The 20,454-nt window shown below is 57.6% G+C and carries 17 protein-coding genes and 1 tRNA gene; 5 read left to right on the top strand and 13 right to left on the bottom strand.

The window, feature by feature from the left end; all coding sequences use genetic code 11:
- From KORM41_RS18180 to KORM41_RS18150, 7 genes are all read right to left on the bottom strand, one after another.
- Entirely contained in the window at positions 1 to 1,065 is a 1,065-nt protein-coding gene (locus KORM41_RS18180; RefSeq protein ID WP_068151679.1) for an efflux RND transporter periplasmic adaptor subunit, read from the bottom strand.
- 27 nt (positions 1,066 to 1,092) lie between these two features.
- Positions 1,093 to 2,472, bottom strand: a complete 1,380-nt coding sequence (locus KORM41_RS18175) for a sensor histidine kinase (RefSeq protein WP_068151676.1) — start codon at positions 2,470 to 2,472, stop codon at positions 1,093 to 1,095.
- Positions 2,469 to 3,134 (bottom strand): response regulator transcription factor, encoded by a 666-nt coding sequence (locus KORM41_RS18170; RefSeq protein WP_068151672.1) that lies wholly within the window; start codon positions 3,132 to 3,134, stop codon positions 2,469 to 2,471. Before KORM41_RS18170 ends, KORM41_RS18175 begins: the two co-directional genes overlap by 4 nt.
- Positions 3,131 to 3,457 carry a PepSY domain-containing protein gene (locus KORM41_RS18165; protein WP_156432047.1) on the bottom strand — a complete coding sequence of 109 codons (327 nt, stop codon included), beginning with the start codon at positions 3,455 to 3,457 and terminating at the stop codon, positions 3,131 to 3,133. The genes KORM41_RS18170 and KORM41_RS18165 overlap by 4 nt, the downstream gene beginning before the upstream one ends.
- A 270-nt stretch (positions 3,458 to 3,727) precedes the next feature.
- Positions 3,728 to 3,804 (bottom strand) — tRNA-Ile (locus KORM41_RS18160).
- Positions 3,805 to 3,868: 64 nt separating this feature from the next.
- The gene (locus KORM41_RS18155) at positions 3,869 to 4,084 is read right to left on the bottom strand and encodes a hypothetical protein (RefSeq protein WP_068151666.1); all 216 of its coding nucleotides are present in this window, start codon (positions 4,082 to 4,084) and stop codon (positions 3,869 to 3,871) included.
- 27 nt (positions 4,085 to 4,111) lie between these two features.
- Complete coding sequence (locus KORM41_RS18150) at positions 4,112 to 4,336, bottom strand: hypothetical protein (protein ID WP_068151663.1); 225 nt, start codon at positions 4,334 to 4,336, stop codon at positions 4,112 to 4,114.
- Between the two features lie 123 nt (positions 4,337 to 4,459).
- On the opposite strand from KORM41_RS18150, the gene KORM41_RS18145 reads away from it, so the two are divergent.
- Together KORM41_RS18145 and KORM41_RS18140 are read left to right on the top strand one after the other, a co-directional pair.
- The gene (locus tag KORM41_RS18145; protein ID WP_082720046.1) at positions 4,460 to 5,935 is read left to right on the top strand and encodes a zinc-binding metallopeptidase family protein; all 1,476 of its coding nucleotides are present in this window, start codon (positions 4,460 to 4,462) and stop codon (positions 5,933 to 5,935) included.
- Between the two features lie 150 nt (positions 5,936 to 6,085).
- On the top strand, positions 6,086 to 6,913 hold the full coding sequence (locus tag KORM41_RS18140; RefSeq protein WP_068151657.1) for a flagellin: 828 nt from the start codon (positions 6,086 to 6,088) through the stop codon (positions 6,911 to 6,913).
- A gap of 70 nt (positions 6,914 to 6,983) precedes the next feature.
- Here the strand turns inward: KORM41_RS18140 and KORM41_RS18135 are convergent, their stop codons facing one another.
- The 5 genes from KORM41_RS18135 to KORM41_RS18115 form a co-directional block, all read right to left on the bottom strand.
- Entirely contained in the window at positions 6,984 to 8,756 is a 1,773-nt protein-coding gene (locus KORM41_RS18135) for a tetratricopeptide repeat-containing sulfotransferase family protein (RefSeq protein WP_068151650.1), read from the bottom strand.
- Positions 8,753 to 9,628 carry a retroviral-like aspartic protease family protein gene (locus KORM41_RS18130; protein ID WP_231727323.1) on the bottom strand — a complete coding sequence of 292 codons (876 nt, stop codon included), beginning with the start codon at positions 9,626 to 9,628 and terminating at the stop codon, positions 8,753 to 8,755. The genes KORM41_RS18135 and KORM41_RS18130 overlap by 4 nt, the downstream gene beginning before the upstream one ends.
- Before the next feature lie 87 nt (positions 9,629 to 9,715).
- Positions 9,716 to 11,734 (bottom strand): RNA polymerase sigma factor RpoD, encoded by a 2,019-nt coding sequence (rpoD, locus tag KORM41_RS18125; protein ID WP_068151645.1) that lies wholly within the window; start codon positions 11,732 to 11,734, stop codon positions 9,716 to 9,718.
- Positions 11,735 to 11,777: 43 nt separating this feature from the next.
- A complete protein-coding gene (gene dnaG / locus KORM41_RS18120; RefSeq protein WP_068151642.1) occupies positions 11,778 to 13,694 on the bottom strand; it encodes a DNA primase in 1,917 nt (638 codons plus the stop codon).
- Positions 13,695 to 13,792: 98 nt separating this feature from the next.
- The gene (locus KORM41_RS18115; protein WP_068151634.1) at positions 13,793 to 14,698 is read right to left on the bottom strand and encodes a LysR substrate-binding domain-containing protein; all 906 of its coding nucleotides are present in this window, start codon (positions 14,696 to 14,698) and stop codon (positions 13,793 to 13,795) included.
- 102 nt (positions 14,699 to 14,800) lie between these two features.
- Here KORM41_RS18115 and KORM41_RS18110 point away from each other — a divergent pair, with 102 nt between their 5' ends.
- On the top strand, positions 14,801 to 14,998 hold the full coding sequence (locus KORM41_RS18110) for a hypothetical protein (RefSeq protein ID WP_068151633.1): 198 nt from the start codon (positions 14,801 to 14,803) through the stop codon (positions 14,996 to 14,998).
- Between the two features lie 156 nt (positions 14,999 to 15,154).
- Here the strand turns inward: KORM41_RS18110 and KORM41_RS18105 are convergent, their stop codons facing one another.
- The gene (locus tag KORM41_RS18105; protein WP_068151632.1) at positions 15,155 to 15,610 is read right to left on the bottom strand and encodes a GatB/YqeY domain-containing protein; all 456 of its coding nucleotides are present in this window, start codon (positions 15,608 to 15,610) and stop codon (positions 15,155 to 15,157) included.
- Between the two features lie 261 nt (positions 15,611 to 15,871).
- On the opposite strand from KORM41_RS18105, the gene carA reads away from it, so the two are divergent.
- Both carA and carB read left to right on the top strand, forming a co-directional pair.
- A complete protein-coding gene (carA, locus tag KORM41_RS18100) occupies positions 15,872 to 17,053 on the top strand; it encodes a glutamine-hydrolyzing carbamoyl-phosphate synthase small subunit (RefSeq protein ID WP_068151624.1) in 1,182 nt (393 codons plus the stop codon).
- Between the two features lie 18 nt (positions 17,054 to 17,071).
- On the top strand, positions 17,072 to 20,326 hold the full coding sequence (gene carB / locus KORM41_RS18095; RefSeq protein WP_068151623.1) for a carbamoyl-phosphate synthase large subunit: 3,255 nt from the start codon (positions 17,072 to 17,074) through the stop codon (positions 20,324 to 20,326).
- Positions 20,327 to 20,454: the final 128 nt, after the last annotated feature.

The raw sequence follows: 20,454 nt of genomic DNA, 5'->3' as shown, positions 1-20,454 counted from the left end.
TCAGTCACCCTCCAGCGCGAGGGCTTTAAGCTCTGTCAGAGCACTGATGGCAACCTTGGCACCAGCAGAAAGCGGGCCAGTGACGATGGCTTGGTGCGCGCCCCGGGACAGCACCGTCACGGGAACCACACCATATCCGCCGCGTTCCGCCACGAATACGGCATCACCACCAGCAAGCCGTACCACAGCATCCCGCGGCACGGAAAAAGCGCCTTCTTCCGCGACGCCGAACACAGTTACCTGCACGCTTTGTCCTGGCCGCAGGCTGTCATTGCGATCAAGCTCCGCACGCACGGTCACAGAGCGGCTTTGCGGGTCAACCGTTCGCCCGATAGCGATGATCTTTGCCCCGGCGCCCGACGGTTGCAGGCTAACCATATCGCCTAAAGTTATCTTGCCCAGAAAGCGTGACGGCAGTTCGGCTTCCACCCACAGCGCGCCCGTGCCTTCCAGAACGACGGCGCTATCCAGCGTATGGATCATTTCACCGGGCATCACCTGCAGCTGCGCAATCGTGGCGTCGTGGGGAGCTACAAGGCTATAGGTTCCCTTCTGCCCGGCGACTGGCTTGGCGCTGTCAAGCATCCGGCGCGTGGCAGCAAGCTCAGCGTTTGCCCTCGTCGCCTCCGCTTCTGCAGCTTCAGCTCGACCCAATGCAACAACGCCTTCCCGGGACAAGGTCTTCAGCCGTTCAGCTGCCGACTTCAAGGCCCGATAGTCGGCCTGTGCCCGGGAAAGCCGGGCCTGTGCCTCCAGAAAATCATTACTTGCGACCGTAAGCAAACTGTCGCCGGTTTTCACATTCGCGCCTTCAAGGACATGAATAGCCTGAACAATGCCCGCAAAGGGTACTGCAACTGCCAATCTGGCATCCAAGGGGGGGGTGATACGCCCGGGCACTACCACCAGCGCCTGACGCTCAGCCGCTTGCACGTCGCCCGTTTGCACGCCAAGGCGCGCCTGCTGGGTTTGACTAAGTGCAATCTGCCCGCCCTCAGCGGAAACCGTTGGTGCCACCGCGAGCGCCAGCGAAAGAACGGCAGCCACCGTATAATGTTGAAGCATAATAGCAGTCCTTGTTTAAGCCATGTTTCAGAGGGTCGCGGATTTACGGGCAGGCAGGGAAACCCGCACCTGAAGTCCGCCGTCCAGTTTGTTGGCAAAGCCAATATCGCCGCCATATGCGGCCAGAATGTCTCGTACGATTGCCAGACCAAGGCCATTGCCGGGCACCTGCTCGTCCAACCGGATGCCGCGGTTGCCAAGCTTGCCAAGGTCGGCTTCAGAAACGCCGGGGCCATCGTCTTCTACGAGAAGCGAGATAAAGCCGTCCCGACCATTTGTCTCAGCCCGGATTGTCACTTCACTCAATGCCCAATGGGCGGCATTGTCGATCAGATTTCCAAGCAGTTCGGCAAGGTCGCCGTCATCCATAGAGACATAAAGATCGGCTGGAACATCCAGCGACCACCGGCAGACCTCACCTTGGGGGGTTCGATGAATCGTGCGTACTATTTTTTCTACCATTGTGCTCAGGCACGTATCCTGGCCTGGGCGCGCGCCTTTTTCGGTAAGGCGTACGCGCGCCAGCTCCCTGTCAACATGACGGCGCATGGTTTGAACCAGTCCTTCAATTTCTTCGGCGAGTTTTGTTTCGCCCATGGTACGAAGCCGGGCGGCATCGCTCTGTAAAATAGTCAGCGGGGTTTTCAGGCCATGCGCGAGATCCCCTGCGCGCTGGCGTGCGCGTTCGACCACCTTTTCCTGATTTTCAAGAAGATCATTCACCTCAACCACGAGCGGCATAACTTCTGAAGGCTGGTTCCCTGGCAGTCGGTTTGCCCGGCCGTTGCGTACTGCGCTCACCCCCCTGCGGATTGCATCCAGGGGGCGCAGCCCCATACTGACCTGAAACCAGACGGCCAGCACCAACACAAGCCCAAGAAGGCTGAGCGATGGCACAAGATCACCTGCAAAGGCCTGGAGAGCTGCATCAAGGTCGGCCCGATCAAGGGCAACGGCAATACGGAGTGAGCGGTTACCCTCGTTTGTGGGAAAGAGAATACGGCGTTCCTGCACCATCAGCGTCGCACCACCCGGCCCTGGCAGCCGGTGATGGTGGATGATGCCCACCTGAAGCGGATCGGTCGGCAGAGCAATTCGGGTATCCCACAAGGACCGCGAATGGATGGCTAGCGCCCTGTCGTCATCTTCCACCTGCCAATAAAGGCCGCTGAAGGTGACTTCAAACCGGGGGTCAGCCAAGGGTACGCCCACAAAGAAGCTGCCATCTTCGGAAAACTCGATCCCGCCGGAAAGCTGACGCAGGTAGGTCGCCAACTCGTCTTGTATGCGGCGCTCTACATGCCGGTCAAACAAGGCTGTCAAGCCGAACCCCGCAAGGACAAGAGCGACAGCAATGGCACCTGTTGCTGAAAGAAGCAGCCTGAGCCGAAGAGACCGCGCAATCATGCCTGATCTCCGTCAACAAAATAGCCAAACCCGCGCTTGGTATTGATAAGCTTGACGTCCAGCTTTCGCCTGACCCGGCCGATAAGAACCTCGATTGAGTTTTCGGCCCGGTCCGCATCCCCGCTATAAAGATGTTCAATAAGCTCCGAGGCAGGGACGACACGGCCGGTGTGGTGCATCATATACGCCAAAAGCCTGTATTCCTGTGCCGTCAGATTGGCATCCTTGCCATCCACCTCAACCGCCATCTTTCGCGTATCCAGCGTGACCGCCCCAATGGATATTACCGAAGAAGCCTTCCCGACGGACCGGCGCACGATTGCACGCAACCGGGCCAGCAGTTCAGGCATCTGGAATGGTTTTGGCAGATAATCGTCGGCGCCTGCATCAATGCCCGCAACCCGCTCTCCCCAGCTTCCGCGAGCCGTCAGAACAAGAACAGGCACAGTATTTCCATTTTCACGCCAGCGCTTGAGAACTGCGATACCGTCCATTTGGGGTAGACCCAGGTCAAGGACGACAGCGTCATATTCTTCCACATCGCCCTGGAACCACGCCTGTTCGCCATCCTGCGCCAGATCGACCACATAGCCGGCACCTTCAAGGGCGCCCCTGACATCTTCCGCAATGCGGGCATCGTCCTCGACTAAAAGTACCTTCATGGATGATTCTCCACCGTCTCGATCTTGGCGGTTTTGGCATCAGCATGAATATAGTGCAGATACCCATCCTCATCCACGGTACGGAATTCATAATACCAGTGGCCCTGATGCATCTCAAACTTGATGCCAACGACTTCATCTTTCAGTTTGGGGCGAACAATCGACAAAAGTTTTTCAAGCGGCATGATCTCGCCGCGCTGCAATGCAGACCGCGCGACCAGATGGTCCACCTTCCTGTCATGATGATGGTCACCAGCATCGTCGCTCGTTGCGGCAGTCGCCACAGCAAGACCAATCCAACCCGAAAATATGATCGCTTTCATATGCATGGCACATTTATATACGATGCAAGCTGACAACATGCTGACATTCCAAGATAGATAGAAAATCAGTCACTGCACGCCAGGACAGGTTGTACCTTAGCACAAAATCATATTTGACCGCTTTTGGCGATAAGCAGCCCCAAAACACTATAGCTGCGCGGGTCCGCTAAACAGAAAAGACCGGACGAGTTCTCGTGAACTCTGTCCGGTCCATTTCCAGATATTTCTGAGAATTTTCCCAGTTTTTCTGAGAATGCCTATAAAGGAAAGTGGTGGGCCCGGAGGGACTCGAACCCCCGACCAAGCCGTTATGAGCGGCCGGCTCTAACCAACTGAGCTACAGGCCCCAACCACGGAGTGGTAGGTAGCAAACTCTTGCCACATTGGGTAGTGAAAAAATGACGTGTTTCGTTAAAGGGCGTCGATCTCTGCTTCAAGGCGTGAGCGTTTGTCTGTGACAATGCGCTCCAGCACCTTGATGCGCTCACGCATATCGTCCATCTCACGCCGCAAATCGCCGTTTGCCGCACTGTGCTTCAAGGCTTCCGCCTTATATTTCATCCAGCGCATGGTGCCCGCGAATATAAAGGCGCCAAAAATGATCAATACTGGTGCTGCGTCATCCATGATGTGATCCTCCCCGTGCTATCTGCCCTAAAGCGCGTCTATTTCATCTTTGAGCTGCTGGCCCTTGTCGGTCGCCAGGCGCTCGAGCACCGCGACGCGTTTTTCAAGGCTGGCGATACGCCCGTCCGACTGGCCGTCGGCTGCTTTTGCGTGCGCCTTGGCGATTTTCTCTTTTGTGGCGATCCACTGCATGATGATGACAGAAATCATTACCACCGCGACAACGGCGACGATCATGGTCCATAAGGTCATTTGTTGTACCCCTCGCTAAACTTTATTTTTATTTGATATAATTATGGCGCGGATGATTTGCAATGCGCGCGTCGTCATTCTAATTTCTCAGGCAAAGACTGAAACACGATCGGAGGAATAAGAATGTCGTCACTGCCGCACGCCCCGCGCACCGTTAAGACCGCCCTTGCCCTGAGCCTTCTTCTGGGCAGCCACCTGATACCCACCACGACTGCGCAGGCAAACGACAAGCCCTGCCCGCAGGGCACATGCGAAAGCGCATGGAAAGCGGCCTCAAAGGACGACAAGGAACAAGCCAGCGCCTTTGGCGAAACTTACAAAGCCTTCCTGGACCGCGCCCGCACAGAACTGCTGACGGTGGCTGCAGTCCGCGAAGAGGCAGCCCGCCAGGGCTTCAAGGAATGGACCCCAGGCACACGCGTTGAAGCCGGCGACAAATATTTCCATGTAAACAGAGACCGTGCCATGGCGCTGATCATCGGCGGCAAGGCCCCGATTGCAGACGGCGTGCGCATTGTGGCCAGCCACATCGACAGCCCGCGGCTTGAGCTGAAGGGCCGCCCGGTGGACGAAGGCCAGGGCTTCGCCCTGTTCCAGACCAACTATCACGGCGGCATCAAGACCTACCAGTGGACCAACACCCCGCTGGCGCTTGTCGGCCGGGTGGACACCAAGGCCGGCAAAACCGTTGAAATTTCTGTTGGCCTGAAGGCTGATGACCCGATCCTGATGATCCCGGATCTTTCGCCCCACACGGCGCGCGACCAGATGAAGAAAAGCGCCCGCGACGTGGTGGCCCATGAAGAGCTTGACCCCATCGTGGCCCACGGCCCGCATGGGGAGGACGGCAAATTCAGCGCCAGAACATGGGTGTTCCAGTATCTGAAGGAAACCTACGACATAGAGGCCGCCGATCTGGTGTCGGCCGAGCTGTCGCTGGTGCCGGCCATGAGGCCGCGGGACATGGGGCTGGACCGGCGCCTGATTGCGGCTTACGGCCAGGACGACCGGCTCGCAGCCTATGCCAGCATGATGGCGGCCTTTGACGCTTCAAGGCTGCCACACACCACCATCATCCAGTTCGCCGACAATGAAGAAAGCGGCAATGTGAATGTCTCCGGCGCGTCTTCCACCTATCTGCCAGATCTGGTGAGCGAGCTTGTCTATGCCGAACTTGGCGACACTTACCGCCAGCCGCTTTTCACCCGCACGCTTCGGGCATCAAAAGCGCTGTCGATCGATGTCAATCCGGGCGTGAACCCCATGAGCCCCGGCGCCTGGGAGCTTTCTAACGCACCCCGCCTTGGGTATGGCGTAAACATCAAGCTTTATGGTCGCGGGTTTGACGCCAACAGCGAGTTTATCGCCTGGACCCGCAATGCGCTTGATGAAGCGAATGTCGCCTGGCAGACCACCACCTACAAGGTAGGTCGCGCCGGTGGCGGAACCCTGGGCAAGGAACTGGCGAAGCTGAATATCGACACCATCGATTTCGGGGTGCCGCTCCTTTCGATCCACACGCCTGTCGCCGTGTCAGACAAGATGGATGTGCTTGCGCTCAAGAAGGCCATCGCCGCCTTCATCACCCATAAGGATTAACGCAAAAGCCCCGGTCGGCGATGCCTGCCGGGGCGGCGTTTGTGCTCAATTTTAAGCATTTCTTCATATGTCGCGCGGTTTGTGCCATAATAGCCGCAGGTAGAATACCGCTGGCGGAGGGGTCCGCCGGTTAACCTATGGGTGCTGAAAATGGTAAACTCGATCAATACGAACGCCAGCAGTTTGCTGGGCGTGCGTAACCTGCAGCGTACGAATTCGCTCCAGGCTCAAACGCAAAATGAAATTTCCACTGGCAAGAAAGTCAACAGTGCGAAAGATAACGCGGCGATCCTGTCGATCGCGCAACTCCTGAAAAGCGATGTCGCGGGCCTCAATAGCGTCAAGGGGTCCCTTGACCGGGCGATCTCCACGACCGATGTGGCGCTGGCGGCAGGTGACGGCGTGTCCAACCTTCTGCTTGAGCTGAAGGAAAAGGCCGTAACGGCGTCCGATCCGGGCCTTGATGATGTCAGCCGGCAGGCGCTGAATGAGGAATTCACGCAGCTTCGCGACCAGATCACTTCTATCGTCGACAATGCCGAATTCAACGGCACGAACGCGGTCAAGGCAGGTGGCGACAATATCGTCGCGGTCACGGGCGCTGATGGCCAGGGCGCCATCCAGATTGACGCGCAGGACCTGTCGCTGGGCGGGCCGAACGTCACGCTTGGGGCAAGCCAAGGCATTGGCTCTGTCGCGGACGCGCAGGCTGCTGTTACAGCCATTGAGGATTCGATCAACAATCTCTCAAGCTCGCTGTCACAGCTTGGGGCGGGCGCAAGCCAACTGCAGGAAACCAAGGACTTCACCGAAGCGCTCAGTAACGCCACTGAAGTGGGTATCGGCAACCTTGTGGACGCCGACCTGGGCAAGACCAGTGCCGCCTTTGAGGCCAACCGCGTGAAGGAAGCTTTGGGCATTCAGGCGCTGTCGATTTCGAACCAGGCGCCGGCTGCGATCCTGTCGCTGTTCCGCTAGATCTCTGCCAGACAAATTCATTAAGGCAGACAAATTCATCAAGGACGGCCGCACGCTGATGCGGCCGTTTTTATGTCACCAGCCCATAGCCTTCAAGGGCCCGGATCATCGGCTGAAGAAACTCTTCATAGTCTTTCCAGCGGCCCAGCCCTTTGGCATTGATGGGTTCACGCACCTGCTGTTCACTAAGGGTAAACGTTGGAACGTCAAGCTTTTCAGGTGACAGGCAAGCTGGTGTCCACTCAACGCCACAGAAATCGGCAATCTCGCGGGTCACCTCTTCCGGATTTTGCACCAGCTCTTCATATTGCACCGTCAGAATACGGCCAGGCGCAACGCGTCGCCAGTGGGCCATATAGGCCTCGCATTGCTTGATCGCGTGAGCAATGAACTCCTGCTGCACCGTGTAGGCAAATGCAGACCGGAAAGCGCGCTTGTAAAGCGACCAGCCGATATCGCGCGGATCACGCTTCAGATAGATGATCGGCGCACATGGGAACATCTTCATGCCCCACCCCAGATTACGGTAATTCTGCGGTAATTTGTCTGTGACGAACCGGCCATGAACCCGTGTATTCGCCCAATAGTCGTCGGCAAACGTTTGCCATTGCTGGGGGTCAATATCCTGCGGCAACGGCGCAGCCCCTCGTAGGGCTTCCTGATGGTGGTCTGACGCGATACGGGCCAATGCCTTGCTTTCGCCGCCCGGCTTGACATTGGGCAAAGATGCCAGAATACGCTCCAGAAGCGTGGTGCCAGACCGTGGCATCCCAACCACAAAAATCGGCTGATCCCGCCCCTGATCCCGCTGCTGCGGGCCAAACATCTCTGCCCGGAACCATTCCATCAGGCGCTCGCGTGTCTGCTCCACCTTTATTGTGTCATAGGCGCGATTTTCCGATACATAATAGGCATGCATCATATCATTCGCCCTGTGATAGCTCTGAAAAGCATCCGAGGTCAGCTTCAAACGATCCTGCATCCTCGCCAACGAATACCAAAGCAACATGGCTTCTGCGTCCGGGATTTTTTCGTCCTTCAGAACCGTTTGGCACCGAGCAACCAACCCTGGAAGGTCGGCCTTTTCGGATAGGTCAGCAAGGCCGCTCCAAACCGCCGTGTTGGCCGGCGCATGGTCCAGCAGGCGTCTATAGGCTTCTATTGCTTCGTCTTTATTCCCACGCTTGCGCTGGCACTGGGCCAATGCAGAAAGCATCGATGGCGCTTGCCGCGCCTCCTCTGGCATCTCTTCCAGCACTTCCCAGGCGCTTTCAAGGTCATCATTCTCAATATGAAGGGCTACCAAGCGGTTGAGTTCCGCAGGGGTCGCGCCGCTATCACGGATACTTTTCCTGAAGGCTTCTATCGCCGCTCCGGGATGGCCGCTCGCAAGTAGGAGTGCTGAAATTTGGCTCCAACGCTCGTGGGGCAATGTGGCATGGGCAATCAGATGCTGGCACGCCTTGCGAACGCCAATATCGTCCTGGTGGTGCCGCAGTATCTTGATCCGCACCAAGGTTTCGACAGCACGTTCTTGTGGGGCAATAGGCGGCAGAAGTTTGAAAGCATCTGTCTGAAGCTCCAGGCAGAACATCTTGTCGCACAGCCCCATTTTCAGGTGATGCTGGCCTTCTGGCACCAGACTGTATGCGTGAAGAAGGGCCCGTCGCGCGGACTTTTTCTCTCCAAGGCCGAACTGATATTCGGCCCATTGCGCCAGCAGCACCGGGTCTTCGGGCATATCCTTGAGAGCCGCAGCGAATGCCGCTTCAATGGCCTTGCTTTTCCCTTGTTGCTGGGCTTGGGAAATCCGGGCCTGATGGTGTTGCCGTTTGTCGGTCATCGCGCTGCAAGGCCTGTTCCACGCGTGCGAACCATCATGCGCCAGCGCTTGAAATCCATCGCCACAGTGTCCGCCTGCAAAAGCACATCCATTCCAAGGATCATCGCAGGCGCGTGCGAGGCCCCGAAGGTTGAAAAAATCGGCAGGTGAGCGGACACCAGCCGTTGTTCCCCCAATGCCCAATCGCCGATGGTCATGCCAGGCACCTTGATAACATGCGCCGCCATCGCGCGCCCGGAGGCCGAAACGCTGGCCTGATCGTCTGTCATACCGTCCGGGATGATTTCCTGAAGCGCTTCAAACGCCGGGCCATTCAACACTGTGGCACCGGAACCGGTATCAACAAGCGCGTGGATTTCAACACCATTGATGACCACCGTCACAGCAAGCGAGCCATAGCCCACTGCCCGCGCCTTCAGGTCCAGCCAGCCCGGTTCGCGCTTGACATTGCGATCGTCATCCAGCCGCACACCCGTGCGGTCCAGCATCAGAACATGACCCCGAAGGATATCAATCCCCAATATCCCGGATATGCCCTCAACCGAAGGGTCCGGCATGGCCACTGTTTCTTTCACTTGCAGGCTTTTGCCTAGCGCCTTCAACTCGCCAATGCGGTAAAGCTGCATCTCCCGCGCACCTGTCGCAGTCATCACCCGGCGGGACTTGAACGGCACAGCCTCAAGCCCCAGAACGCTCACCAGCGTACGATACATCACCGTGCGGCTGGCGGCCGTGTCCAACAGGAAGGGATAGGGCCCTTCCCCGCGCACTTCTACGTCCACCAGCACACGCCCCTGATCATCCTGCTTCAACTTTGTGGATGCCGCTGGAATGTCTTCAACGCCCGTGGGATCAGAGGCCGCAGCGGGCACCAGGCTGACTATGCAAAGAAACAGAAAAGGCAGCCACGTGCGGCTGCCTTTCCAGAATTTGGGTTTTCCTATCACGAAGCCAGCCTCTTAGGTGTCGAGGAAGCTTCTGAGCTGGCGGGACCGGCTTGGGTGCTTCAGTTTCCTGAGCGCCTTCGCCTCGATCTGACGGATACGTTCCCGCGTTACCGAGAACTGCTGACCAACTTCTTCCAAAGTATGGTCGGTGTTCATGCCGATACCGAAACGCATCCGAAGCACGCGCTCTTCCCGCGGCGTCAGGGACGCCAGGACGCGGGTCGTAGTCTCACGCAGGTTCGACTGGATCGCCGCATCCACAGGCAGGATCGCGTTCTTGTCTTCGATAAAGTCGCCCAAGTGGCTGTCTTCCTCGTCGCCAATCGGCGTTTCAAGGGAGATTGGCTCCTTGGCGATCTTCATCACCTTACGCACCTTCTCAAGCGGCATGGATAGACGTTCTGCCAGCTCTTCCGGCGTAGCCTCGCGACCAATTTCGTGCAGCATCTGGCGGCCTGTACGCACCAGCTTGTTGATTGTCTCGATCATATGCACCGGAATACGGATGGTGCGCGCCTGGTCGGCGATCGAGCGGGTGATAGCCTGCCTGATCCACCATGTAGCGTAGGTCGAGAATTTGTAACCGCGGCGGTATTCGAACTTGTCCACCGCCTTCATCAGGCCAATGTTACCTTCCTGAATCAAGTCAAGGAACTGCAGGCCGCGGTTGGTGTATTTCTTGGCAATCGAGATCACCAGACGGAGGTTGGCCTCCACCATTTCTTTCTTGGCGATCCGAGCTTCCTTCTCGCCTTTCTGTACCGTGCGAACAATGCGGCGGAATTCGTCCACATGCAGGCCCGTGCGGCCAACAACGTCACTTACCTGATCGCGGATATTGTTGATGGCAGAGCCTTCGTTCTCAACGAACGCAGCCCAGCCCTTGCCTTTCAGCTTGGCCACGCGGTCAGACCAGCCGTCCTCAAGCTCATTGCCCTGATACTCATCAAGGAAAGCTGTGCGGGAAACCTTGTGGCTTTCCGCCAACCGGAGAAGGCGACCACTAAGGCTCATCAGGCGCTTGTTCAGGCCGTAAAGTTCGTCCACCAGCTCTTCGATACGCATATTGTTGAACCGTACCGAGCTCACCAGCTCAATCAGGTCCTCGCGCAGTTTCTTGAATCGACGCTCCTGGGCCGTGGAAAGCGTTTCGCTTTGAACGGCAGCCGCCAGACGGGCGTCCTGCAGCTTGGCGTACTTCTTGTAAGTCGATGTAATCAGGCGGAATTTTTCAATAGTTTCCGGCTTGAGGTGCGCTTCCATAGCGGAAAGCGACATAGCCGCTTCCTCGTCCTCGTCATCCTCGTCGTCATCATTGCCTTCACTATCATTGTTGCCATCGGAAGGCTCGTCGTCATCCTCCTTGGCGTCGGCGGCCTTCTCGGCCTTTTCAGCCTTTTCCTCACCGCCCTCTTTCATCACGTCGCCGCCGTCCTCGTCTTCAAGGTCGGCGCTGTCTGGTTCCTTACCCAGCGTGGCTTCAAGGTCGATGATGTCGCGAAGCAGCATCTCTTCGTTCTCTAACCGCTCTGCCCATTCGATGATGGCGCGGAACGTCAGCGGGCTCATGCACAGACCTTCGATCATGGTGGCCCGGCCGGCTTCGATCCGTTTCGCGATGGCGATCTCGCCCTCACGCGACAGAAGCTCAACAGACCCCATCTCGCGCAGATACATGCGCACAGGGTCGTCAGTGCGATCGCTCGCTTCCTTCTTGTCCGTGGTCTTGAACTCTTCCTGTTCGGTCTCTTCGGCCTCTTTTTCGTCGCCCTCAGCTTCGTCCGGGTCGTCACCATCGGTCACGTTGATACCCATCTCAGACAGCATGGTCATGATGTCTTCGATTTTCTCGGATGACATTTCTTCGGTCGGCAAAGCAGCGTTCAGCTCATCATATGAGATGTAGCCCCGCTCCTTCGCCTTTGCGATCATCTTTTTGACGGCGGCCTCCGTGGCATCGCCGATCGAACGCTCATTGCCTTCGTCGGAGCCCGTTGCCTTTTCGTCTTCCTGATTCGCCTTAGTTGCCATGTATTTTTTCTCCAGAACTGCGCGAATCGCAGTCTATACCATATTAATTGAAAGAAAACCTGCCTGATTCGAGCCGGTATCCTTCTTTGTCCGCTTCTTTTTCCTCGAGCGCCCGGAAAGCCTCCTGCGCCGCGATAAATCTGCCCCTGTTTTCTTCCGTCATGTCGGCCGCAAATTCCGCCTCGGCCTGCTCATAGGCCGCTTTTGCCGCCGTAATATGCTGGAATCGCGAGACAATATGCTCGAATCCGGTTAGCGCATCCGAAAGCGCCGCCTCAGGCCAGGCAAACCATTCATCCCTCAGCGCGCGTTCCGAAAGCAGCTTCTCAAGCGTTACCATTTCCGGCCTGTCTTCCAGATGGGCAATCACCGCCTCATGGTCAAGGGTCTCGCCAGCAGCGGCCTTCTCTAATAACGCACACCTGAGATCGTCAAGCCCCGTTGTGCCGAACTCCAGATTTGCGACCAGCTCTTCATGCTTGATCAGAATTTCCGGGTGATGCACCAGCGTCAAGATGATGGTCTTCTCCATTCTGTCTGTCACAGGCCGCGCCTTGTCACCTTGCGCGAAGGACGTGTGCTTCAAGCCACCGCCCTGCTGCCACGGCTGCATTCCGCCCGCATTCTTTTTCTGGAACCGCTGGTTACCGCCCTGTCGGGCCGGAGCGCGACCACCGCCCTGCTTTTTCGCGGGGCGGAACAGTTCCCATATCCGGTTCCGGAATTCGGTCTGGTATAGCTTCTTGACGTTTTCATCTTCAATTTCGGAAAGCGTTCCGAAGATTTTTTTCTCCAAGCCAGCCCGGCGCTCTGGCGTGTCCACCGCCACGCCCTCTGTCAAATTGCGCCACAGCACGTTCACAAGCGGGTCGGCGCTGTCGATCAGCTTCTCGATCGCGCGCTTGCCTTCGCGCTGCACGAGGCTATCCGGATCGTCACCTTCCGGCATGATAATGAAGCGGAGCGACTTTCCAGGCTTGAGCATGGGCAGCGAGCGTTCGACCGCCCGGCTTGCGGCGCGCAGGCCCGCGTTGTCGCCATCGAAACTGAGGATTGGCTCATCCGCCATCTGCCACAGGTGCGAAATCTGTTCTTCCGTCAGCGCGGTGCCCAAGGGCGCCACAGCATAATCAATGCCGTACTGCGCCAGTGCAATCACATCCATATAGCCTTCAACCACCATCACCTGCCCGGCGTCATAGCTGGCGGCGCGAGCATTGGCCCAGTTATAAAGCGTCGCGCCCTTGTGGAAGAGCGTGGTTTCCGGGCTGTTCAGGTATTTGGCCTTGGCATCTTTCGATAGCGCCCTGCCGCCAAAGGCGATCACCCGGCCCTGCCGGTCAGTGATCGGGAACATCAGCCGGTCACGGAAGCGGTCATAGGATGCGCCGCCGCCTTCGGGCTTGATCAACATGCCGGTCTCGATCAGCTGGTCTTCGCCAATGCCGCGCGCAATCATCGCGTCCTTCAGCGCGGTGCGGGCGGCGGGCGCGTATCCCATGCCGAAGCGCTCCAGCGTTTCGTCCGTCAGCCCCCGGCCCTTTATATAGTCATAGGCCGCGCGGCCAATCTGGCCCTTCAACTGAGCTGCGTACCATTTGGCCACGGTCTCCATGGCTTCACTGAGCGTGCCGCGCTTCTTGTCGCGTTCGATTTGCTGGGGCGTCTGGCGCGGCATTTCCATGCCTGCTTCGCCTGCCAGGACTTCCACCGCCTCCATGAATTCCATGCCCTGGGTGCCCATGACAAAGTCAATCACGCTGCCATGCGCCCCACAGCCGAAGCAGTGATAGAAGCCCTTCTGGTCATTCACGGTGAAGGAGGGTGTCTTTTCATTATGGAACGGGCACAGGCCCTGATGTTCGCGCCCATGGCGCACGAGCTTCACCTGCCGCCCGACCACGTCGGACAGGGTAAACCTGTGCTTCAGCTCATCCAGAAACTGCGGACTAAGCGCCATAACCACCCACTAAAAAGTAAATACCGGAAGACACCCCTTCTAACGCAACAGACCGGCAGAGAACAGAGGGAAATCGATCCGGAAACCGCCATCGGCGATTATGCGAGATATTGCTGTAAATCGACTTCCATTTGCGCCATCTCGCTTTCCAGCCAATCAACGAACAGCGCGACATTTTCCGACACCGGCTCCCGTGCGGTCACCGCGTGAAAACAGAAGCCGTTGCTGGACGGCTTGCCCGGCACGCACTTCAGCCTGCCGTCAATCAACGCCTGTGCGGCTGTGGCGAGTGGCGCCATGCCGATACCGGCACCAACAATGGCCGCCTGAACCAGCAAGCCTGAGTGGCTATAGGTTTTGCCATAGTCCGGGTCGCGCAGCTCTACCCCGTTATGTTCGAGCCAGTCGTTCCAATAGCTGCGGTCTTCATAGCCAATCAGCGGATAATCCGTCAGGTCATCAACCGTGATTTCGCGCCCTTCCGCAAGGCACGGTGCGTATACCGGCATATATTTTTCCACCCGCATGGGCGTGACGCCCGAAGGCAGTTTGCCAAGCCAGCCGCCGCGGATGGCCAGGTCATACCCTTCCGCCGCCACATCGACCTGATGGTCGTCCGCATTCAGCCTGATATCGATCTCCGGATGCGCCAGACTGAAACGCGGCAGGCGCGGGATCAGCCACTGGATGGCGAAAGAATGATAGGCCGACAGGCGGATCACATTGGGCTCATGCCTGCGCATCAGCGTGGTGACCCGATCATCAATGCCCTCAAGTGCCTGCTTTACCGCCTTGGCAAGCGACCGCCCCGCCGATGTCAGCTCAATCTCACGTGGCCGACGCACAAAAAGGGCGAAGCCGAGCTGCTCCTCAAGCCCTTTCACCTGTTGGCTGACCGCAGACTGGGTGCGCCCCAGCTCTTTCGCCGCGAGCGTGAGGCTGCCGTGGCGCGCCGCCGCATCAAACGCCAAAATGCCAGACAATGACTGCAATTTGTAGCGCATCAAAGGTCCTTAAATTTTCTAAGTCATAGCCTTAAAACTACGAAATTGAAATACTGTCAAAAATCAACAATATCAACAACAATAAGAAAACGGAGTCACGACATGCCTAAGAAAATCAAATCTAAACAAAGTCATAAGGAAAGCTTCTTCGCACGGCTGGCGACCCTTCTGGCGCCCATGGACGACATGGCCTTTCACGGCAACAGACATGCCGCAGCAAGAGAGGCCGAGGCAAAAAAGGAGCCTGCGCGACGGCAGTGCTATCCCAGCATTCGCCCGATGCAGGTGATCAAGATCTAGCCGGCACAAATGGCGAAGAGCCCCCTTCCCACCTCGCGCCGATATACACCGCCCGCACCTTTTTACCCCACCGGGTGTGACACCCCCGGTCAACTGAAAAGGGCGGCTGCCAAACCGGCGCCGCCCTTCTCCTTGAATTTCAGAATATAAAGAGCCTTAGCTCAGGAGTCCCTTGATGGTCACGCTTGCCTTGGCGAAATCCATCTGGCCCGCATATTTGCCCTTCAGCGCACCCATGCAGCGGCCGATGTCCTTGAGGCCTTCCGCGCCAAGCTCTGAGACCACGCCTTCACAAACGGCTTTGATCTCGTCGTCGGAAAGCTGCTTTGGCAGGAACTCTTCGATGATATCGATTTCTTCCCGCTCACGCTCTGCCAATTCGCACCGACCAGCCTCTTCATAGGCCTTGATGCTATCCCGGCGCTGCTTGACCATTTTCGACAGGATATCGGTGATCATGGCGTCATCATCACGGTCGCCACCATCCGTTGTCCGGAGTTCGATATCTTTTTCTTTGATCGCAGCCAGAATAAGGCGCACAGTAGAGAGCTTGCGCGTTTCTTTAGCGCGCATCGCCGCTTTCATTGACTGATTAAGTTCGTCCCGCAACATAAAAACCACCCTGACTTTACGAGTCGGAAGCGCACATATTACCGCATTGCCTGCCAGCTGGCAAATTGGTTTTGCTTCGTAACCCATTGATTTTATTAGATATTTTTTTAAATTCTTTACTTGACCCCAGGGACCCTTTTGCTTATTGTCCCGACAATTTGGCCGCCGCCCACCAGGGCGCACAGCGCGCTCTTTTACCGGCTAATCCCTTGATACGCAAGGGAACATGTGTGAAACCAATGGCAGGAGGAACCCGCCCCCATGACCGACTCCACACTCCCCACCCAGCGACCCGCTGAGGATATCACCGCCGCACTGGTTCTGGCAGACGGCACTGTTTTTTGGGGATATGGATTTGGAAGGGACGGCGAAGCCGTTGGTGAAGTCTGCTTCAACACATCCATGACCGGCTACCAGGAAATCCTGACAGACCCGTCCTACGCAGGCCAGATCATCACCTTCACATTCCCGCATGTCGGCAATGTGGGCACCAATATAGAAGACATGGAACGCGACACGGCGGCCTCCCGCGGCCTGGTGATCCGCGACGACATCACAGAGCCAGCGAACTTCCGCGCAATGAAGCACCTGAATGACTGGTGCGCAGAGATGGGCCTGGTGGGCATTTCCGGCATCGACACACGGAAGCTGACACGCCACATCCGCGCGAACGGCGCGCCAAGCGGTGTGATCGCATATAATAAAGACGGCAAGTTCGATATCCCCGCCCTTCTGAAGAAAGCGCAAGAGTGGCCCGGCCTTAAAGGCATGGACCTGGCGAAAGAGGTAACTTGTTCGGCAAACCGGGAATGGACCGGCGCCCGTTGGACCATCGCAGACGGCTATGCCGAGCTGACCGACCCCAAGGCCCATGTGGTGGCTGTGGATTATGGCGCGAAGGACAACATCCTGCGCTGCCTCGCGGCAACCGGGGCGCGCGTGACCGTGGTGCCCGCCACTGCAAGCTTTGATGAGATCATGGCGCTCAAGCCCGACGGGATTTTCCTTTCAAACGGCCCAGGCGACCCGGCCGCGACCGGCGAATACGCCCTACCCGTTATCACCAAGCTGATCGAGACCGGCCTGCCGATCTTCGGTATCTGCCTTGGCCACCAGTTGCTGGCGCTCGCGTTCGGCGGCAAGACATACAAGATGCACCAGGGCCACCGGGGCGCGAACCACCCGGTTCAGGACCTTCGCAGTGGCAAGGTGGAAATCACCAGCATGAACCACGGCTTCTCGGTGGACGGCGACAGCCTGCCGGAAAACGTGAAAATCAGCCACATCAGTCTGTTTGACCGCACAGTGTGCGGCATCGAGGCAACGGACAAGCCGATCTTCTCGGTGCAGCAGCACCCGGAAGCATCGCCCGGCCCGCAGGACAGCTTCTACCTGTTCGAACAATTCATGGACATGATCCAGAACCACAAAAACGCAGCCTAAATATAAGGGACCGACCAAATGCCAAAAAGAACCGACATCGAAAGCATTCTGATCATCGGCGCGGGCCCTATCATTATCGGGCAGGCGTGTGAGTTTGACTATTCGGGCACCCAGGCCTGTAAGGCGCTTCGGGAAGAAGGTTACCGGGTGATCCTGGTAAACAGTAACCCGGCCACCATCATGACGGACCCTGAGCTGGCCGACGCCACTTATGTGGAGCCGATCACGCCAGAGGTTGTCGCCAAGATCATTGAAAAAGAACGCCCGGACGCGGTTCTGCCCACCATGGGCGGCCAGACAGGCCTCAACACCGCCCTTGCCCTGTCGCGCGACGGCACGCTTGAAAAATACGGCGTGCAGCTGATTGGTGCGACAGAAGACGCGATTGACAAGGCGGAAGACCGCCGCCGCTTCAACGCCGCGATGGAAAAGATCGGTCTTGAGGTCTGTAAGGGCAAGACAGCCCATAGCTATGAAGAAGCCCTTGAGGTGATGAATGAAATTACCGGCCTGCCGGCGATCATCCGCCCAAGCTTCACCATGGGCGGCACCGGTGGCGGCATCGCCTATAACAAGGAAGAGTTCGAACAGATTGTTCGCGCGGGCCTTGACGCGTCGCCCACCAACGAAGTGCTGGTTGAGGAAAGCATCCTCGGCTGGAAAGAATATGAAATGGAAGTGGTGCGCGACAAAGCCGACAACTGCATCATTGTCTGTTCCATTGAAAACGTGGACCCAATGGGCGTCCACACCGGCGACAGCATCACCATCGCGCCTGCGCTGACGCTGACAGATAAAGAATATCAGGTGATGCGGAATGCCTCCCTCGCGGTACTGCGCGAGATTGGTGTGGAAACCGGCGGGTCGAACGTGCAGTTCGCCGTGAATCCGGAAAACGGCCGCCTGATCGTGATTGAAATGAACCCAAGGGTGAGCCGCTCATCCGCGCTGGCGTCCAAAGCCACAGGTTTCCCGATTGCCAAGATCGCCGCGAAACTGGCTGTGGGCTACACGCTGGATGAGCTCGACAACGACATTACGGGCGTGACCCCTGCGTCGTTCGAGCCAACGATCGACTATGTGGTCACCAAGGTGCCGCGCTTCACGTTCGAGAAATTTGCAGGCACCAATGCGCTTCTCACCAGCGCGATGAAGTCTGTGGGGGAAGTGATGGCTGTGGGCCGTAACTTCACAGAAAGCCTGCAGAAAGCCATGCGCTCCATGGAAACGGGGCTGATCGGCCTCGATGAGATTGAATTCGACGGCTACAAGCCCGGCTCGGGTGACTTCGAAGCCATCAAGCGTGACCTTGGTTTCGCCCGCCCGGACCGTATCCTGCGCATTGTTCAGGCCATCCGCGAAGGCATGAGCCTTGAAGACATCCACAGCGTGACCCACTATGAGCCCTGGTTCCTGCGCCAGTTCAAGATGCTCGTGGACATGGAAAAGAAAATCACCGAGAACGGCCTGCCGGCCGACCCGCGTGAGCTTCGCAAGCTGAAGATGCACGGCTTCTCTGACGCCCGCATCGGCAAGCTCGCCGGTGTGCCGGAAGCGGCTGTAATGAAAGCGCGGCTTGATATGGACGTGCGCCCAAGCTTCAAGCGCATCGACACCTGCGCGGCAGAGTTTGAGGCCAAGACGCCCTACATGTATTCAACCTATGAAACCTTCGCGGCGGGCGAAAAGCCTGAGTGTGAATCCAACCCGACAGACCGCGAAAAGATCGTGATCCTGGGTGGCGGGCCGAACCGTATCGGCCAGGGCATCGAGTTCGATTACTGCTGCTGTCACGCCTGCTTCTCGCTCTCTGACGCGGGCTATGAGACCATCATGGTCAACTGTAACCCAGAGACCGTGTCGACAGACTATGACACCTCTGACCGCCTGTATTTCGAACCGCTCACAGCCGAAGACGTGATCGAGATCATCCGCAAGGAACAGGAAAGTGGCACCGTGAAGGGTGTGATCGTACAGTTCGGCGGCCAGACGCCACTGAAGCTTGCGCACGCGCTTGAAGCCGCAGGTATCTCGATCCTGGGCACCAGCCCGGACGCCATCGACCTGGCGGAAGACCGCGAACGCTTCCAGGAACTGGTTGAAAAACTGGGCCTGAAGCAGCCAAGCAACGGCCTGGCACGCAGCCACGAAGAAGCCATCAAGGTTGCCAACAAGGTTGGCTATCCTGTGCTGATCCGCCCAAGCTATGTGCTGGGCGGCCGCGCAATGGAAATCGTCCATGACCAGGAAGGCCTGGACCGATACATCAACGAAGCCGTAAAGGTATCCGGCGACAGCCCCGTGCTGATCGACGGCTTCCTCAAGGACGCGATTGAGGTTGATGTGGACGCCCTTTCTGACGGCGAAAACATCCATATTGCCGGCATCATGGAGCACATCGAGGAAGCAGGCATCCACTCTGGCGACAGCGCCTGCTCGTTGCCGCCTTACAGCCTGCCTGTGGGCATCGTGAATGAAGTGAAGCGTCAGGCACGCGCCCTTGCGAAGGCACTGAATGTCGTGGGCCTGATGAACGTGCAGTTCGCGGTCAAGGACGGCGACGTGTACCTGATCGAGGTAAACCCGCGCGCCAGCCGCACAGTGCCGTTCGTTGCCAAGGCAGTGGGCTATCCGGTTGCCGCCATCGCCGCGCAGGTAATGGCTGGTGCCAAGCTGACCGACTTTGAGCTGAAGGACCCGATCACAGAGCATGTGGCGGTGAAGGAAGTGGTGATCCCGTGGGCGCGCTTCCCTGGCGTTGACGTGCTCCTGGGGCCTGAGATGAAATCCACCGGTGAAGTGATGGGCATTGCCGACAACTTCCCGATGGCCTTCTACAAGTCCCAGCTGGCAGCGGGCGTGAAGCTGCCGGAAAAGGGCCAGGTGTTTGTCAGCGTGAAAGACAGCGACAAATATGCACTGGTGCCGCTGGTGCGGGACCTTCTGGACATGGGCTATGACGTGATCGCCACAGGCGGCACGGCAGATTACCTCAAGACCAACGGACTTGAAGTGAAGCGCGTATTCAAGGTGACAGAAGGCCAGCGCCCGCACGTTCTGGACATCATGAAGAACGGCGAAGTGCAGCTGATGTTCAACACCACCGAAGGCAAGCAGGCCATCAAGGACAGCTATGAGCTTCGGAACACGGCGCTGCTGATGAAACTGCCATATTTCACAACCATGGCAGCGGCCGCCGCGTCGGTGCAGGCACTGAAAGCCCTGAAGGACAGCATGCTTGATGTCAAACGCCTGCAGGATTTCGCAGCCTAGGGCCCCGTCCCTGAAGCTGACAGCCGATCTGGCTTGATTTTTTGCAAGTTTATGACTAAATGGAAATAAGTGCGCCGGCCCCCACGGGTCGGCGCTCCTGTTTTGTATATGGCCAGCAGGTAACTGGC

The organism is Kordiimonas lipolytica (assembly GCF_001550065.1).
The sequence above is the reverse complement of the archived record's forward strand: the minus strand, read 5'-3'. Positions and strand labels throughout refer to the sequence as shown.

What these genes read in the sequence shown, in the direction of transcription:
- KORM41_RS18175 (WP_068151676.1), bottom strand. Translation starts at nt 2,472, where the DNA reads ATGATTGCGCGGTCTCTTCGGCTCAGGCTGCTTCTTTCAGCAACAGGT.
- rpoD (WP_068151645.1), bottom strand. Translation starts at nt 11,734, where the DNA reads ATGGCAACTAAGGCGAATCAGGAAGACGAAAAGGCAACGGGCTCCGAC.
- KORM41_RS18145 (WP_082720046.1), top strand. Translation starts at nt 4,460, where the DNA reads ATGTCGTCACTGCCGCACGCCCCGCGCACCGTTAAGACCGCCCTTGCC.
- dnaG (WP_068151642.1), bottom strand. Translation starts at nt 13,694, where the DNA reads ATGGCGCTTAGTCCGCAGTTTCTGGATGAGCTGAAGCACAGGTTTACC.
- KORM41_RS18105 (WP_068151632.1), bottom strand. Translation starts at nt 15,610, where the DNA reads ATGTTGCGGGACGAACTTAATCAGTCAATGAAAGCGGCGATGCGCGCT.
- KORM41_RS18115 (WP_068151634.1), bottom strand. Translation starts at nt 14,698, where the DNA reads ATGCGCTACAAATTGCAGTCATTGTCTGGCATTTTGGCGTTTGATGCG.
- KORM41_RS18170 (WP_068151672.1), bottom strand. Translation starts at nt 3,134, where the DNA reads ATGAAGGTACTTTTAGTCGAGGACGATGCCCGCATTGCGGAAGATGTC.
- KORM41_RS18180 (WP_068151679.1), bottom strand. Translation starts at nt 1,065, where the DNA reads ATGCTTCAACATTATACGGTGGCTGCCGTTCTTTCGCTGGCGCTCGCG.
- carB (WP_068151623.1), top strand. Translation starts at nt 17,072, where the DNA reads ATGCCAAAAAGAACCGACATCGAAAGCATTCTGATCATCGGCGCGGGC.
- KORM41_RS18155 (WP_068151666.1), bottom strand. Translation starts at nt 4,084, where the DNA reads ATGGATGACGCAGCACCAGTATTGATCATTTTTGGCGCCTTTATATTC.
- carA (WP_068151624.1), top strand. Translation starts at nt 15,872, where the DNA reads ATGACCGACTCCACACTCCCCACCCAGCGACCCGCTGAGGATATCACC.
- KORM41_RS18110 (WP_068151633.1), top strand. Translation starts at nt 14,801, where the DNA reads ATGCCTAAGAAAATCAAATCTAAACAAAGTCATAAGGAAAGCTTCTTC.
- KORM41_RS18150 (WP_068151663.1), bottom strand. Translation starts at nt 4,336, where the DNA reads ATGACCTTATGGACCATGATCGTCGCCGTTGTCGCGGTGGTAATGATT.
- KORM41_RS18140 (WP_068151657.1), top strand. Translation starts at nt 6,086, where the DNA reads ATGGTAAACTCGATCAATACGAACGCCAGCAGTTTGCTGGGCGTGCGT.
- KORM41_RS18165 (WP_156432047.1), bottom strand. Translation starts at nt 3,457, where the DNA reads ATGAAAGCGATCATATTTTCGGGTTGGATTGGTCTTGCTGTGGCGACT.
- KORM41_RS18135 (WP_068151650.1), bottom strand. Translation starts at nt 8,756, where the DNA reads ATGACCGACAAACGGCAACACCATCAGGCCCGGATTTCCCAAGCCCAG.